Raw genomic sequence first — 16,512 nt, 5'->3', positions numbered from 1 at the left:
ATATAATTAACTATATAAACAAATAAAAAAATGATAGTTAAATAATCTATCACTTTTTCATGCATTAATTATGAGGATATAAATTGGTTAAAGTTATTTATTCTAAACTTTAACCAATTTATATATGTAAAGATATTTCTTTCTATCCTATTAGATTCATTTTATTTTCTTCTTTTCCAATCGTTTTTTGATTTTTGATAAATTAAATAAGCAGTAATTGTGTATAAACATGAAAACAAAGAAGCAAATCCAGAAACTCGTGTAAGACCTAAAATACCTCCAATTCCAAATCCAAATGTAAAAATTATAACAGCAATTCCACCTAAAAAAGCAATGCTTGCAAGAATAATCAAAATAATTTTCTGCCAAAATATAGTCACACACAAAGTAATAACAAAATATACTACTGCTTCAATCAACAACAATGAACCAAGATAAACAGGTGATATGTGGATTAGGTAACGTGAAAAAGCTATTGAGTGAAGTCCAAACACAATAAGTAAAATTGCTATAATAAGACTTCCATAGTTAAAAAGGTGTTTTGCACCATTTTCCAGGATAAAATCCATAATCCGCAAAACACCATATAAAATCATATATCCAACAATAACATAAAACATACCTCCAAGAAGAAATTCAGGGAATATTAAAAGTGCAATTCCCATGCCTCCAAGAAAAACTGCTCGCAGTATTGCATGCTTTGTAAACCGTTTATAGAGTAATAAATTCATAATTAATCCCACCTCTCTTGGTAGGTATGATACCATGTAAACATTACTCTCACATGAATCTCTACTTACAATTTTGTAATGTTAGCCATCTTTCTGCATCTTCATAAAGCTTATCAACCATTTCTTTTCTATCTATTCCAGGAAGTTCTTGATTTATTTTATATCCATCTTTACTCAGCATATAAGAAAGATTTGCATATGTTGGTCTATAATTTTTTATTTCATTCTTAGAAACTTTGACATCACCGCCTTGATAAACTGGTAAAATTATATCTTTTTCATATATTGCATCCATAGATACTATATACCACATATCATCTATCTTTTGAGTTTTATACAGAAACTTGACATCTGACTGAAGTTCAACTAAATTTCCATCGATTTCATTTCTAATATGAATAGCTCCCATTGTAATTGATACTGCTTTATTATTATTTATCCAAACTAATGTATCACAAATTTTATGTGGCGCATACGATTTCATCTTACTTGACTCTTCTACAAAACCTTCTCCACTGCCTTGATACCAAGATATTGAAACTGTGGATTCCTGTGCAAAACATTTTTTCATTTCATCCCATAACGCATTATCTCTACAAAACCTCTCAAATTCTATAAGTTCTTTTACACTATTTTTATCCACTATATCTTGCATAGAATTCTTTCCTGGTCTTTTTAATAACATATTTTCAATCTCCTTTAACATATATCTCTTTTATTTTTTTACCCATATTTATTATCTTTGATTTTCTAGGATTATATTTAGTAATGCTCAATTTACTATCTTACTCTATTGCCTTTTATCCATACACCTTTTATATTTCTAGTTGATGTTATATCTTTAATTGGGTCTCCTTCAACCATTACTAAATCGGCTCTTTTTCCCTCTTTTATTACTCCACGGTCATCAAGTTCTAATAATTTTGCTGGTAAGCTTGTTGTACTCTTAAGTACTTCAGTTGTAGTAAGGCCTGCTCTAACTAATAATTCAAATTCACGATGAAGAGATTCTCCATGCTTTACTATGCTGACAGAGTTTTCATCATTATTTGAATCAGTACCAGCTAATATAGCTACTCCAGCTTTTTTCAGTGCAGCTGTATTTTCTATTGCTGTTTCTAATCTAACATCCTCTCGTCCTGTTACTTTGTTTATATTTGATGCTATTTCTTCCATCATAACTATAGTTGGAACTGAAATAAGATTTTTATCTTTTATGTTTTTAATTACCTCATCAGATAATTTACCTATAAATGGAATATGATTTATTACATCAACACCAGCTTTTTCTGCATATTCATAAGCTATAGTTGTAGGTGCATGAGCAAATACTTTTTTACCATTTTCATGAGATACTTCGACTACTCTTTTTATAGTTTCAAAATCAAAAGCTGTATTTGATGTTTTTGGGTCTTCTATTATAAGCTTTACAAAATCTGCTCCTTGTTTAATTTGTTTCTTAGCAAAATTTTCAGCATCTTCAATAGTGTATATTTTGCTGTCTTTAAATCCCATCCCCATAAGGTGAGGATGTGCTGCTGGTGCTACAGGTTCATATACACTACGAATATCTGTTAATTCCTCTCTATTTCTCAAAGAGTCTACAAGCTCTTTACTATCAGTTGCCATATCAAGCATAGTAGTTATACCCCAGTTAGTTGCATCCTCCAAGTTTTTTACGCTATCTAAATGTATATGAGAATCAATAAACCCTGGAAGTAAAGTACATCCTTCTCCATCTATAATAATGTCACCAGTTGTTTTTGATGATATTAATCCATCTTCTATAACAATGCTTTTTACTTCTGAGAGCTTTTCTCCATCAAATATTCTAACATTTGCAATTTCAGTTGTTGCCATAGTATTACACTCCTTTTTATTTTTAAATTTATTAAGATATTTACCTTTTATTAAGTTATAATTTTTATTACTTTGAATCTTTCTTAATTTATATAACTAATTATATATAAATAAATTTATCTAAACTATGTATTACAATTTAAACTTTGTTGTAAAATAGATTATAGTGATTGTGCTATAGCACAATCAAATATGATTATAGGAGTTTTATCATGAAACTAATAGATTTAATGAGAGAAATATCTCAATATATATCAGTCTTAAAGCCATTTTCAGACGAAGATATAGATATAACCAGCTTAAATATTTATAAGAATGACCAGACTGAATTTATTTCAGGATGTTTGTATTTAGGAGATATGTCAGATATTCCTGTGAATTTGACCAATATAAATTTTTTAGGTATATTTATACAGAATGAAAATAACAGTGATTTGGAAATATATAATTTAAATTTAAATATTTGTATCATAAAGTCTAAAAAAGAAAAATATGACCTTTTTAGCAAACTATTAAATATCATCAATCAAGAAGTACATATTAGTTTATCTTCTCAAAAATTTTTTAATGTAGTCTTTGAAAATAAAGGTATACAATATTTAATTGACATAGCATATGAGGAATTTGGCTACCCTATAATAGTTCGAGATTCTAGCTTCAAAGTTTTAGCTTATTCTTGTAATGTTAAGGATATATTGCAACTTAATGAAGATTCTAATGGTGACACATATTTAAATGAAGAAACTATAAGTTACATAAAATATCAAAATATACATAAAAAAATATATTATAACAAATCTGCTAAAGATGAAAATAAACCAATCAACTGGCTTGGCACACTAATTTCATCAGTATGTGTAGAAGAAATCGAGGTAGCTCATATAGCCATCTGTGAATGGAAGATACCCTTTAAGAATTTTCACTTTAAACTATTAGAATCACTTAATAAAGCCATATCTCTTGAACTACAAAAAAATAATTTATTTAATATAGATAAAAAACTTATTCCTAATTATATACTTTCTGATTTATTGGAAAAAAAGTATATAGATGATGATACTATAAACAAAAGATTTCACTATTTAAATTGGACTAAATCAAATTCATTAAATATAATGGTAATAGTAAACAAGGATAATCACTCTTTTGACAGTAAAGTACCTTTTATTATGCAATCTTTAAGTGCATTCATACCTTCTAATAACTGTGTAGTATATAAATCTGCTTTAGTTGTCTTTATTAATGATTCCTTAATTCATAATTTAATTGATTGTGAAAATAAGGATTTTATTGATTACTTAAAGCTAAATTCACTTTATGCTGGCATAAGTTCAAGATTCTCAAAGTTATCTGATAGCCATAAATATTATAATCAAGCCAAAAGAGCTAGTGAAATTGCTCAAAAATATGGTATAAATTTCTCTCCATTTGGGAAAAGCCTCCCATATATACTTTACGAGCTACTTAGTGCAAATTATGATTTATATGATCTTAATCATCCTGCTGTAACTAAATTAATGGAAGAAGATAAAAAAAATGATTCTAATTTATTAGAAACTTTAAAACAATATATATACTTCAATAACTCCCCCAGTAAGGCAGCTAAGATTTTAAATATTCATAGAAATACTTTGTTTTATAGAATTAATAAGATAAAGGAAATTACAGGTATTACACTAGATTATGCTGATGAGATACTTCAAATTTATATTTCTATAAAGATGCTTGAAATTAACAAAAAAATAGACTACTTACCTAAGTGATGTTTACAATTAAAAATAACTACAGCTAGTTTTGTATTTTCACAAAACTAGCTGTAGTTCCAAGTTATAATTATATTCTAAAGATTTATATAATTATCTATTACATAACTATAAATATCAATCAAATTTTTATTGTATTAAAATTAATGTATATAAATATCTTCTTCAAACAAACAATATGAATTCTTACCTGATGACTTTACATTATAAAGTGCCCTATCTGCATTTTTAAATAATTCTAAAAATGAAGTTCCATTTTGAGGATACCTTGCAATCCCTATACTAACAGAAGCTTCAAAACTGAAACTTAAATCGTTGTAATTATCATAAAGTACTCTATTTAATTCTTTGGCTTTTTTATGTAAATTTACTTCTGAGTAATAATCTTGCATATATACTACAAACTCATCTCCACCAATTCTTCCAACTAAATCTTCACTACCAAAACTAGCTTTTATCTTATCAGCAAAAGTTTTTAGCACAAAATCTCCAAATGGATGTCCAAAATTATCATTTATTTCTTTAAAATCATCCAAATCAATAATGAATAGAGCATCTTTTTTATTACTTTTATTTGTAGCGATAACTTCTTCTACTAGTTTTTCAAATGTACCTTTATTATATATATTGGTCAATGAGTCACTTTCTGCTCTGGTTTTCAACTCTTCATATTTCTTTATATCACTATCTACATCTACAATTACGCCTACAACCTTTAAAAGTTCATTTTCATCACTAAAAATATTTGTTACTGATGTTCTACACCAAATGTATTCATCATTAGATTTTTTTAAACGATATATTACTTGATTGTGTTTGTTATATTTTTTAATACTTTCAAGAAAAGCTTCAAAAACATCATAATCTTCATGATGAACTAATTCTTTATCTCTAATCTCTTTTAGAAGATTATCACATTTATTACTGTATCCAAATTTTTCAGTCCAAGCTTGAGAAACAAATGATTTGTTCTCTTTAGCATTCCATTCAAAAACTACAGAATCAGTCTGTTCAACAATAATTTTATAACGTTCATTACTAAGTCTTAATTCTTCCTTATGAGTTATTTCTTGTTCAAGTATTTCATACTTCATAGATAATTTAGTTTTATCTATAATAGATTTAAATAGATAAAATACGATAAAATTAATATATAAAATGCCAATACTCGATATTAGGTTTAAAAATTTTAAACTTTCAGGACTAAAAAATTTATTTATATCAAATATTGAAATAGCCATAAATAAACTGAATAAAGGTATTGCAAGTAAAGTAATCCAATACTTTATTGGCATATCTGAATGTACATCTTTTTTAAATAAACAAACAACCTTACAGATAAATAAAAAAACGATTTTAGATAAAATTGTGGCTAATACTCTTATCCCATTACTTTTAAACATTATTTCAAAGCCTTCTTTTATAAATAAAACAAAAACACTTGTAACCACAATTTCTGATAATACAAAGAATACATTTAATAAAACAGTAGCAAATAACCGTGTCTTTATATTTCCTTCATATAAAAATGACGCCGAAAAAATAAGGATGAAAACTAAAGGCATTGTGACTGCAGGATTTAAAGTTATTAAATTACTGATTCCTAAACATATTATAAAACCCAATCTAGCATATCTTACAGCTCTTGTATATCCTTCTTTCTGACCTAAGAAATCTGATAAAAACATATGGACAACAAAAGCTTCAAATACAACAGTTACTAAATTTGTAATGTCAAAAAGCAGTTGTTCTTTCATACATATTTTTTATAAAATAAGAAGCTTACTTAAGCTAAATACACTTCAGATTTTACTTTTCCTTTCTGCATATATATTTAAGCATCTACTTTAATTGTCAACTATTACAATATATGTCAGCTTAACATTGTTCTTTTTTCAACAGTATACAATAGATATATGTAAAAAACAACTTCAAATATTGACCTACTCTCTTTAATTCCTCTTTATATTCTCTTTATAACTTAAACACTATAGTAAATTTAGCTCCTTTTTTACCATTTTCTACATATATACGACCGCCATGCTTATTTACAATGGATTTAACTATTGATAATCCAATTCCATGATTTCCACCAACGCCCTTATAAAATCGGTCAAACACATGAGGTAAATCTTCTTTATTAATTCCTATGCCATCATCTTCTACTATTACAACTATATTTTTTTGATTATGCTTACATATTATTTTAATTTCACTCTTAGCATATCTTAAAGCATTTTCTATAAGATTCATAAATGCTTTGGATATATTTTTTTCATCACATTCAAATAGAACCATGTCTTCTTCAAATTCATAATTAAATTTTATTCCTTTATTTATAGCTCTTACATTTTGCCTAGAGCCACAGTTTGAAAGCACTTCTCTTAAATCACATTCTACCATTTCATAATCTTTGGTGATATTATCTATTTTAGAAATATACAGCAAATCTTCAACCATATCATTTAACCTATCACTTTCCTCAAGTATGATATCACTTGCATGTTTACTATCTATAATATTATACTTTATAGCTTCTGCATATCCTTTGATAGACATAAGAGGAGTTCTAAGTTCATGAGATGCATTTTGGAAAAATATCTTTTGTTCATTATCATACTTATCCAGATATTCAGCACTCTTATTCATAACATTTGAAAGCTCTGCTAATTCCTTATCTGAAAAATCAAAGTAATTTCTTTTAAAGTCTCCTTGACCTATTTTTTTTGCAAATCCACATAACTCTTTTATAGGTTTTGCAATTTTTTCAGATAAAATCACAGCTGTAAATATAGATAATATCCCAGCAAAACACATTACAGATATTAACACGATATTTATCTTCTGAGCTAAATTTAAAGTCTTTGATATGTCTATAAAAAGTATTAAATACTTATCTTGTTCATCATTTATACTAGTGATTTTTACAGTTGAAATATAGTAATCTCTATTTCCAGTAGAAATACGCGTATTGTTATCTGAATTTAAATCCAATTTTTCATTTTGAATACAAGTTCTAATCAAATCCATTTCATCAATATTTTTTAAAAAATCATCTTCTCTAGTTGGAAATATCAGTTTATAGTTAGAATCAACTACCATTGCATCTGCATCTGATTGCATCTCTGCCATTCTAACTTTATCTTGTACATTTCTAATAAAATTCGATAATTCTTTAGGAGGTAACTTTCCATCATTCTGTGGAGGTTTAATAGGCTTAAAATTACTATCCATATGTTCTATCATTTCTGTAGATTTTGTAAGTTCTTCATTTGCTGTTGTTTTTATATATGTATTGACCAATATATTAAAAGATATTAGTATTATCAAAAAAACCACTACTATCAAACCTAATATGCTCACTAAAATCCTAGTTTTTATACTTATATTTTTCCTTGAAAATTTCAATTTAAACGCTGATTTAATTTGATTTTTTATACTTTTATTATTTTCATTTTCCATCTGAATTTTTCTCCTTTAATCTAAACCCAAATCCCCAGACAGTTTCTATCAAAATATTTGTTTCTAAAATTTTTTTGCGAAGCCTCTTCACTGTATCATCTGCAGCTCTTGTCTCAACTTCTATATCATATCCCCATATTTTATTTAACAATTCATCCCTAGAGACTGCTCTATCTCCATTTTCAAATAAATATGTCAATAAATTATATTCATTTGGTGTAAGGTCTATATTGATATTTTTACTTGTAACCATCTTACTTTTTTTATTTATTGTTACATCTCCAAATTTTAATTCCATGTCTAAAAAATCATTACACTTATCATAATTCTGTTTTTTTTCAAATTCTATCCTTCTAAATATAGACTTTACTCTCATAACTAGTGACATGGGGCTGAATGGTTTTGTAAAATAATCATCACTTCCCAAAGTTATTCCTGTGATATAATCTATGTCAGTATCTCTTGCTGTAAGCATTATTATTGGTACTGTACTTTTTTCACGAAGCTTTGTGCATACTTCAAATCCACTTGAACCTGGCATCATTATGTCTAGGATTACTAAATCACATTCTTTTTTATTAAATTGTTCTAAAAGTTCATCTCCAGTTTTAAAATCTACAACATTGTGACCTTCATTTTTTAAAAACGTCTTTACTAAATTTCTAATATTATCTTCATCATCTGCTATATAAATTAATTTCTGCATAAAAAATTCCTCCTTGCTTTACTTTTAATTTAGATTAAATAATCTAATATACTAATTGACTACTAATTTCTAATAAGATTTCTATTTCAGTTTTTCTCCTATATTTAAATTATATCAGTTTTTTGTAACACATTAGTTTCAAACTTGTTTGGATTTTAAGGCAAATTTATGGCAAATATAAGCTTTCGATAATATTGTTGAATTATACATAAGAAATAGTATAAAGTGATAGTTCAATAGTTGACTATATTTATTCGTTTTTTGTTAAAAATGATATTTTCCATGTTTTTTATTGAATATTGCGACTATTGTTATTATAATTATACTAAATACTATAATTTATTATTTTTTTAATAAATTTTTTCATATTAAAATCTGTTCATCTCACTACTTCAACTATTTTAGATATTTCTTAAATCAATTTAATAAAATTTAAGTTATAACAAAATCAAACTAGATAAAATTCTTTTTAAGGGGGAATTTAAAATGAAAAAGTCAGTTAGATATTTTTTATTTTTAATTATTTTAGTTATTCTGTATCTTTTAGCTGTAAAGTTAAATTTTTACCACTACTCACAAACTCGCACTGACTTTGCCCTCAACTTCAATAGGCTTATCTTTATTAATTTAATTTCATGTGGTCCTATTGGATTCTTACTGGGATTTGAATCATTTCTTAATGAATATAGAAAAAGTGGCGGTTGGAATATTGACGTACCAAGATTGATTATTCTTTGTTTACCATTTCTTTTACTATCAGCAATGCCTATATTAATCTTTAATTTTGGAATCGGAAGATTACCAATTGTAGGTAGCATTATTATAACTGATAACAAACTCTTAAGCATTACCATTTTTAATATATTATTTGGATATTTTTTAATAACAAGTTTTTACAAGAAATAATAAATATATTAAATAGTTTAAATAAAAATAGCTATCTTTAAATAATCAAAATTATTCAAAGATAGCTATTCTTTTAAAATTATCTTTCGTATTCTTATACTAGTTTGTAATCTTCTGGACTTAACTTACTTGCTGCTGCTTCATCTACTATAACTATAGTATCTTTATGAAGTTGAAGTATAGAACCGGGAACTTCTGGAGTTATATCTCCATAAACAGTTTTATATACTGCATCAGCTTTTTCTTCTCCTGAAGCTAAAAGTAATATTTTTTTAGATTTTAAGATTGAGCCAATTCCCATACTTACAGCTTTTTTAGGGACATCTTCTCTTGATTCAAAGAATCTTGCATTAGCTTCTATTGTAGATTCTGTTAATTCAACTACATGAGTTCTTTTTGCAAATTTATTATCAGGTTCATTAAAACCTATATGAGCATTACGACCTATTCCAAGAACTTGTACATCTATACCACCTGCTCTATCCATAGAAGCTTCGTAATTTATACATTCTTTTTCAATATCATCAGCCATTCCATTTGGTAAATGAGTATTTTCTGACTTAATGTTTACATGATTAAACAGATTTTCTTTCATAAAATAATCATAACTTTGGTCATTAGATATTGGCAACTTATAGTATTCATCTAAATTAAAGCTTATTACATCTGAAAAATCCACTATATTTTCATTATATTTCTTAACTAAATCTCTATACATACCTATTGGTGTACTTCCTGTAGCTAATCCTAATATTGAATTTGGCTTTAAAACTATTTGAGCTGCTATCATTTCAGCTGCTTTTTTACTCATTCCATCATAATCTTTACATACTAATACTCTCATTTTGTTCCTCCTAAATTTTAGCTAATACTTTAACTGATATAAGTTTAATTTATTACTATTTTTATATAGCTTTTATTTTCTTTAAAGTTTATTTTTTACATACTACATATTTTTGTATACTACTTCTCCCAAGCATAAAGTCATCTTGCAGTCTAAATTGTCATCAAACACAGCTATATCTGCATCTTTACCTATATCTAGACTTCCTTTTTTATCATTTATGCCTAAAGATGTTGCTGGATTTAAGGATGCTAAATTAATTGCTTCATTTACTCTAAGGTTTGTATTATTTAAAAAATTAAGTACCATTTTATTTAAAGACAATACACTACCAGCTAATGCACCATTTTCAAGTCTTGCCTCATTTCCTTTAACTATAACTTTTTGACCTCCAAGAGCATAATTTCCATCTTCAAGCCCACCTGCTTCAATAGAATCTGTTATTAAAATCAATCTTTCTCTACCTTTGTTATTCAATATAAATTGAAATAAATCTCTATTTATATGGATTGTATCTGCTATTAATTCACTATATACATCAGTTGTAAGTGCTGCACCGACAACACCAGGGTCTCTATGGTTTAATCCAGTCATTGCATTAAACATATGAGTTATATTTGTTACACCTAAGTTTATAGCTTCCTTAGCTTGCTCATAATTTGCATTACTGTGACCAATAGATAAAACTATATCTGTACATCTTTTGATTTCTCTGGTAAAGTCAAAATCTATATCCTTTTCTGGAGCATAAGTTATGACCTTTATAATATCCTTGTACTCCTTGATAAATTCATATTTTGAATTTATTATAAATTTTTCATTTTGTGCCCCTTTATAATTTTCATTTATAAAAGGTCCTTCTAAATGTGCTCCTAATACTTGAGCTCCTCCAAGCTTTCTACTTTTAGCTTTTTTAATAACTTCAAGTGCATCATAAACATGCTCTTTATCCATTGTCATTGTAGTTGGAAGAAAAGATGTTACACCATGTCTCATTATTGATTTTGAAATCGTTTCAATAGATTCATCAGTTGAATCCATCGTGTCTTTTCCCATATTTCCATGTATATGAATATCAATAAGACCTGGAGATATATATTTACCATCAACATCTATAACTTCACAATCTTTTGGTATATCATCAGCTATATCAATTATTTTTTCATCAAATACTAATACTTTATTTTCTAAAATTTGATTCTTTAATATTATTTTCCCATTAATTAAACATTTCATTTTATTCACCTACTCACTCAATACTATTTCATATTGGTATTTATCTGTTCTAAATATCGATATGGTATACTCTATAGGATTACCTTCTGTATTATAAGAATTCCTATGAAGTTTAAGGGCCAAAGAACCTTCTTCTGTTTCAAGGAGTTTACTCTCTTCATCTGAAAGTATAATTGGCTCCATTACTTGTTCAGCTTTTTGTATCTTATAACCATATTTTTCATTCAAAACTCTATATAATGAAGAATTGTCTAGTATTCCTTTTGTAAGACCTTTACACATTTCTTCTGATAGATACACTATTTCTAATCCAAATGGCTCTCCATCTGTATATCTAAGTCTAATAATTTTATATATATTTGTTGTATTATCACTTATTCCAAGCTTTCTTTTAACTAAATCGTCTGGTAGTTCCATCTCAAAGGATAATATATCCGTTCTTATGTTTACTCCCTTTTCCTTCATTACATCAGTAAAACCTTTTACATTTGAAAACTGATACTTCTTTTTTTGCTTTGCAACGAATGTACCCTTTCCTTGTACCCTATAAAGAAGACCTTCTGTAACCAAACCAACAATTGTTTTATTCACTGTCATACGACTTACATTTTGTATATTACAAAGTTCTCTTTCTGGTATTATTGCATCACCTTCTTTAAGTTCACCTGTTTCTATCATCTCTCTTATTATGGCACTTAGTTGAGTATGCAATGGTATATTACTAGATTTATCCACTATTTTCATAAAATCACCACTTTTCAATATGGTATATACCAATTTTGGTATATACCAATTATACTTTAAAAGAAAATTTATTTCAATACTTTTAACTTATTTTGTAAAAATTTTAGGGAAATCTAAAGACAAAAAAGAAAATGGAGTTTATACTATATAAGAAGCTAAATAATTGAAAATACATGAATAATTACATTATTTATTATAAATTTCACTAATACTAATACATATACTGTGAAACACTACTACATAAGAGTAATATAACTAAATTGTAAATATAAAATGAGAGGATGATTTTAATTTGATAAAAATAGGTGATTTTAATAAGCTTACAGTAAAGAGAAAAACGGAATTTGGATATTTCCTAGATGGACAAACTAATAACACAAAGGACGATGTGCTTCTTCACAATAGATTAATAGGAAAAAATGAAATAAATATAGGCGATGAAGTAAATGCTTTTATATTTAAAGATTCTGAGGATAGAACTGCTGCAACTTTAATACCTCCTTTAGCTAAAGTTGGAGATGTTGCATATCTAAAAGTAGTCGATAACACGGATATTGGTACTTTTATAGATATGGGACTTACAAAAGACATACTAGTTCCTTTTAAATCTAAGACTTATCCATTGTTTAGAGATGAAAAATATTTATTTTATATATATTTGGATAAAAGCGGAAGAATAGCCGCTACTACAGATATAGATTCATATTTAGAGACAGACCATACTTACAATGCAGGAGATGTGGTAAATGGAGTTGTGTATGGATTCCAAACCAACAACTCTGCTATGATATGTGTTGACAATAAATATGCTGGTGTAATCCTTCATAATGAATACTTTACAGAATTAAAAGCTGGAGATGTTCTTGAAAATTTACATGTTATAAAAATATATGATGATGGTAAATTAGGGCTTTCTCCTAGAGGAAACAGAAAAGATGAACTTGATACATTAGAAAATAAAATTTTAAGCTATTTAGAAGGTTCAGATGGATATATGAGATTTAATGATAAATCTGACCCTAAAGATATTTCTATCTTATTTAATTCAAGTAAGAAAAATTTTAAACGTGCTCTTGGAGTACTTATGAAGAAAGACTTAATTTATCAAGATGAAGATGGAACTTATCTAAAGTAAATTATATAACATAAAAATCGAAGTAAATTATGAAAGATATTTTCTATTTCATATTTACTTCGATTTTTTATTTAAGTTACTACCTATATTTATTGTGCATTTACTACATCTATTATGTCTAATTCACAAATCTTTTTAATTGGTTTTCTTACTGACAGTAAAGTTATTATTATCATAGTCACCACTATGATAAACAGTAAATCAAAAGGTATTTGCCACTCTATATGAAATTTTAATGTTACTAATGATACAAATATATACCTATGTAATATTAATCCAAGTACACTCCCCAATAAACAACCACTTACAGCATATGTACTTGATTCTACTATTACCATTTTTCTTAATTGCTTATTGGACATGCCTATTGCACGCATAATACCATAGTAATTTATTCTACTTGTAACGCTTATATTCATACTGTTTATGATATTAAACATGCTTATAATCGCAATTATAAATACAAACCCATATACAAAAACTGCCATAGTGTAAAATGAATTTGTAGCCTCTAAGTTACCTTGTCGCCTATCTCGAACCTCTAAGTTATCATCTAGAACACTTCTTATATTTTGAATTAAATTTTCAGGAGCATCTTCATCAACTTGAGTATCAATTATTATATAGTCTTTTATACCAGTTACATTTGTAAAAGTATTTTCAGATGTTATAATATTTCCAATGTATTTATCTTTAACATCAAATGAAATTGAAGAAAGTATGCCTGCTACCTCTATCTCTTTCTTAGAATTTCCATTTTTAATATATATCTTATCTCCAATATTAAATCCATGCCCTTCTTCTACTAATCCGATATTTTCTGACTCTAATTTATATTCATTAATTTCCCCTTTTACTAGATACTTTTTGGCCCAGTCAAATTGATTTTTTTCATAAGAAATTAGCTGAGATGTTGCCTCCTTATCGTTATAAGTAGCTTCTACATCCGTCATCATTCTGCTATATACTTTTTTTATTCCTTTGATATTGCTTATTTCCTTAATATCTTCTTTAGTAAGAACAGACTTAAAATCAGGTTCAACAATAGATATATGAGCAGCTTCTGGTTTTATGGGTTTAAGTGCCTGATACATAAAGTCTATAAATACACTAAAACCTAAAAACAATACAATACTAATAGCAAATGAAGAAGTCATAAGTATAAAAGATTTTTTTCTTGAAAAGGCATGATTCATTCCCATAGAAGCATCAATTTTAGAATTTCCTGCATTAGCAATTTTACTTGCTTTTCCATTAGTTAAAATTTCTTTAAACATTAGATTTCCACGTATAGCACTTAGTGGAGATACTCGAGAAGCTTTTTTTGCTGGAACAATAGCTGACAATATTACTGTTAAAAATCCTACTATTATTCCAAACACAATACCAATAAAGCTAACCTTTAAAATTGGCATAGACCCAAATAATTCTGTATTCACATATTTGAGAAATATAGAGGATATAATGGTTACAATACTTCCTAATAATAATCCTATTGGAATAGCCTTTACACTTAGAATTAAACTTTCTAAAACAACAAATTTTTTGACTTGGAGTTTTGATGCTCCCAAGCAACGTAATAGTCCAAAAAACTTTATTCTCTCTATTACACCCATATTAAAGCTATTATATATCATGATAACACTTGCTATTAACACAAGTATAAAAAGTCCTCCTGCTGTTAAATAAAGTGGTTTAGAATAATCAGAGTCACCTTGACCTATAATAGAAAGTAATTTTTCATTTTTACCAACTTCTTTATCACTTAAGTTTAAAATGTTTTTAATATCAGATGTTGCTTTTCTAATATTAACCCTATCTTTAAATGTAATATAGTAATAATCATACGTTTCTGATTTTTCAATAGCTTGTGTGCCTAGTATTGAAAGCATCAATCCATGTTTATCTGACGCTTTTAATTTCGCCATTGATGAATATACGCCTACTATCTTATAGTTTTTATCTCTCCCATCCGCCAACCTTACTTTTATAAAGTCTCCTACTTTTAAATTAAATTCCTTAACTGCATCTATATCTATTAAAGTTTCATTCTCCCCAACAGGATAACGCCCTTTTATTGTTTCTAGACCTAATTGTTTTGCTGAATCTTCATCTAAACCTTGTATCCAAATCTCCTTTGATTTAAACTCTCCATTATCAATGACTTGTCCTCTCCCATGGTGAGCTATATCTACTCTACTACTTATTTCTGATATAGACTTTTCATCAAGATTTTTAATTACTATGTGCCAATTTCCATCATCTTTAATAAATTGTACTTTTTGACATTGTATAGCCATATCTGCCAGTCCAAAAATAGCAGTAACTAAACATACTGCAATAACAATACATAAAATTGTAGTTCTATTTTTTTTCTTATGAACCTTTGCATATTGTGGTACTAGTTCTAAATAGCTTCTCATTCTCTATTCACCCCCAGGTCCTTAAGCACTCCATCAGAAACCTGTAGTATCCTATCTGCTGTAGAAGCTATATTTGTATTATGAGTTATCATAATAATAGTTTGATTATATTTTTCTGCTGTCACTTTTAAAAGTGAAATTACATCATTACTATTTTTACTGTCAAGGTTTCCCGTTGGCTCATCTGCCAATATAATTGATGGCTTTGTAATCAATGCTCTTCCAATTGCAACTCTTTGTTGCTGACCTCCAGATAATTGATTTGGAAGATGGTTTTTTCTATCTTTAAGACCTAAAATTGTCAATACTTCATCTAGATAAATAGTATCTGGTTTCTTGTAATCTAGTAATAAAGGAAATATTATATTTTGTTCCACAGTTAATTCTGGTATAAGATTATATGATTGAAATATAAATCCTATATTACGACGTCGAAAAATAGTCTGCTTTTCTTCTTTCATTGAACATATTTCTTTGCCATCAATAAATATTTTTCCTGAGGTTGGGGTATCAAGACCTCCTAAAAGATTTAATAATGTACTTTTCCCTGAGCCAGATTCTCCAACTACAGTAACAAATTCTCCCTTTGAAACTGTAAATGATACATCTTTTAATGCCTCTACTTTTGTATATCCATTTCCATATGTTTTACATAAATTGTTAACCACAAGAATATCCATTTGCTCTGTCTCCTTTCTAATT

General features: G+C 27.4%; 14 protein-coding genes. 3 read left to right on the top strand and 11 right to left on the bottom strand.

Annotated elements, in window-relative coordinates:
* Nucleotides 1–161 precede the first annotated feature (161 nt).
* The 3 genes from KGF50_RS10420 to KGF50_RS10410 form a co-directional block, all read right to left on the bottom strand.
* Nucleotides 162–731 (bottom strand): hypothetical protein, encoded by a 570-nt coding sequence (locus KGF50_RS10420; RefSeq protein ID WP_227847977.1) that lies wholly within the window; start codon nt 729–731, stop codon nt 162–164.
* Between the two features lie 61 nt (nt 732–792).
* Nucleotides 793–1,416, bottom strand: a complete 624-nt coding sequence (locus KGF50_RS10415) for a hypothetical protein (protein WP_227847976.1) — start codon at nt 1,414–1,416, stop codon at nt 793–795.
* 95 nt (nt 1,417–1,511) lie between these two features.
* On the bottom strand, nt 1,512–2,591 hold the full coding sequence (locus KGF50_RS10410) for an amidohydrolase family protein (protein WP_227847975.1): 1,080 nt from the start codon (nt 2,589–2,591) through the stop codon (nt 1,512–1,514).
* A 212-nt stretch (nt 2,592–2,803) separates the two neighbouring features.
* Here KGF50_RS10410 and KGF50_RS10405 point away from each other — a divergent pair, with 212 nt between their 5' ends.
* Nucleotides 2,804–4,354 (top strand): helix-turn-helix domain-containing protein, encoded by a 1,551-nt coding sequence (locus KGF50_RS10405; RefSeq protein ID WP_227847974.1) that lies wholly within the window; start codon nt 2,804–2,806, stop codon nt 4,352–4,354.
* Between the two features lie 143 nt (nt 4,355–4,497).
* On the opposite strand, the gene KGF50_RS10400 is transcribed toward KGF50_RS10405, so the two are convergent.
* The 3 genes from KGF50_RS10400 to KGF50_RS10390 form a co-directional block, all read right to left on the bottom strand.
* Complete coding sequence (locus KGF50_RS10400) at nt 4,498–6,111, bottom strand: sensor domain-containing diguanylate cyclase (RefSeq protein ID WP_227847973.1); 1,614 nt, start codon at nt 6,109–6,111, stop codon at nt 4,498–4,500.
* A 217-nt stretch (nt 6,112–6,328) separates the two neighbouring features.
* The gene (locus tag KGF50_RS10395) at nt 6,329–7,816 is read right to left on the bottom strand and encodes a sensor histidine kinase (protein WP_227847972.1); all 1,488 of its coding nucleotides are present in this window, start codon (nt 7,814–7,816) and stop codon (nt 6,329–6,331) included.
* A complete protein-coding gene (locus KGF50_RS10390; RefSeq protein ID WP_227847971.1) occupies nt 7,806–8,522 on the bottom strand; it encodes a response regulator transcription factor in 717 nt (238 codons plus the stop codon). The genes KGF50_RS10395 and KGF50_RS10390 overlap by 11 nt, the downstream gene beginning before the upstream one ends.
* Nucleotides 8,523–9,008: 486 nt before the next feature.
* Here KGF50_RS10390 and KGF50_RS10385 point away from each other — a divergent pair, with 486 nt between their 5' ends.
* Nucleotides 9,009–9,428, top strand: coding sequence for a hypothetical protein (locus KGF50_RS10385; protein ID WP_227847970.1), 420 nt, complete (start codon nt 9,009–9,011; stop codon nt 9,426–9,428).
* 94 nt (nt 9,429–9,522) lie between these two features.
* Here KGF50_RS10385 and nagB read toward each other — a convergent pair whose 3' ends face one another.
* From nagB to KGF50_RS10370, 3 genes are all read right to left on the bottom strand, one after another.
* On the bottom strand, nt 9,523–10,272 hold the full coding sequence (gene nagB, locus KGF50_RS10380) for a glucosamine-6-phosphate deaminase (protein WP_227847969.1): 750 nt from the start codon (nt 10,270–10,272) through the stop codon (nt 9,523–9,525).
* A gap of 102 nt (nt 10,273–10,374) precedes the next feature.
* Entirely contained in the window at nt 10,375–11,508 is a 1,134-nt protein-coding gene (gene nagA / locus KGF50_RS10375) for an N-acetylglucosamine-6-phosphate deacetylase (protein WP_227847968.1), read from the bottom strand.
* Between the two features lie 9 nt (nt 11,509–11,517).
* Nucleotides 11,518–12,252: a GntR family transcriptional regulator gene (locus tag KGF50_RS10370; RefSeq protein WP_227847967.1), complete on the bottom strand. Its 735-nt coding sequence runs from the start codon at nt 12,250–12,252 to the stop codon at nt 11,518–11,520.
* 292 nt (nt 12,253–12,544) lie between these two features.
* Between KGF50_RS10370 and KGF50_RS10365 the strand changes: the two genes are divergently transcribed.
* On the top strand, nt 12,545–13,387 hold the full coding sequence (locus KGF50_RS10365) for a S1-like domain-containing RNA-binding protein (RefSeq protein WP_227847966.1): 843 nt from the start codon (nt 12,545–12,547) through the stop codon (nt 13,385–13,387).
* Nucleotides 13,388–13,476: 89 nt separating this feature from the next.
* Here the strand turns inward: KGF50_RS10365 and KGF50_RS10360 are convergent, their stop codons facing one another.
* Together KGF50_RS10360 and KGF50_RS10355 are read right to left on the bottom strand one after the other, a co-directional pair.
* On the bottom strand, nt 13,477–15,810 hold the full coding sequence (locus KGF50_RS10360) for an FtsX-like permease family protein (RefSeq protein WP_227847965.1): 2,334 nt from the start codon (nt 15,808–15,810) through the stop codon (nt 13,477–13,479).
* On the bottom strand, nt 15,807–16,490 hold the full coding sequence (locus tag KGF50_RS10355; RefSeq protein WP_227847964.1) for an ABC transporter ATP-binding protein: 684 nt from the start codon (nt 16,488–16,490) through the stop codon (nt 15,807–15,809). Before KGF50_RS10355 ends, KGF50_RS10360 begins: the two co-directional genes overlap by 4 nt.
* Nucleotides 16,491–16,512 lie beyond the last annotated feature (22 nt).

Origin of the sequence: Clostridioides sp. ZZV15-6598, assembly GCF_020657705.1 — a bacterium.
GTDB classification, from domain to species: Bacteria; Bacillota; Clostridia; order Peptostreptococcales; family Peptostreptococcaceae; genus Clostridioides; species Clostridioides difficile_F.
Note: the sequence above shows the minus strand (reverse complement) of the source record. Positions and strands in the feature narration are given on the sequence as shown.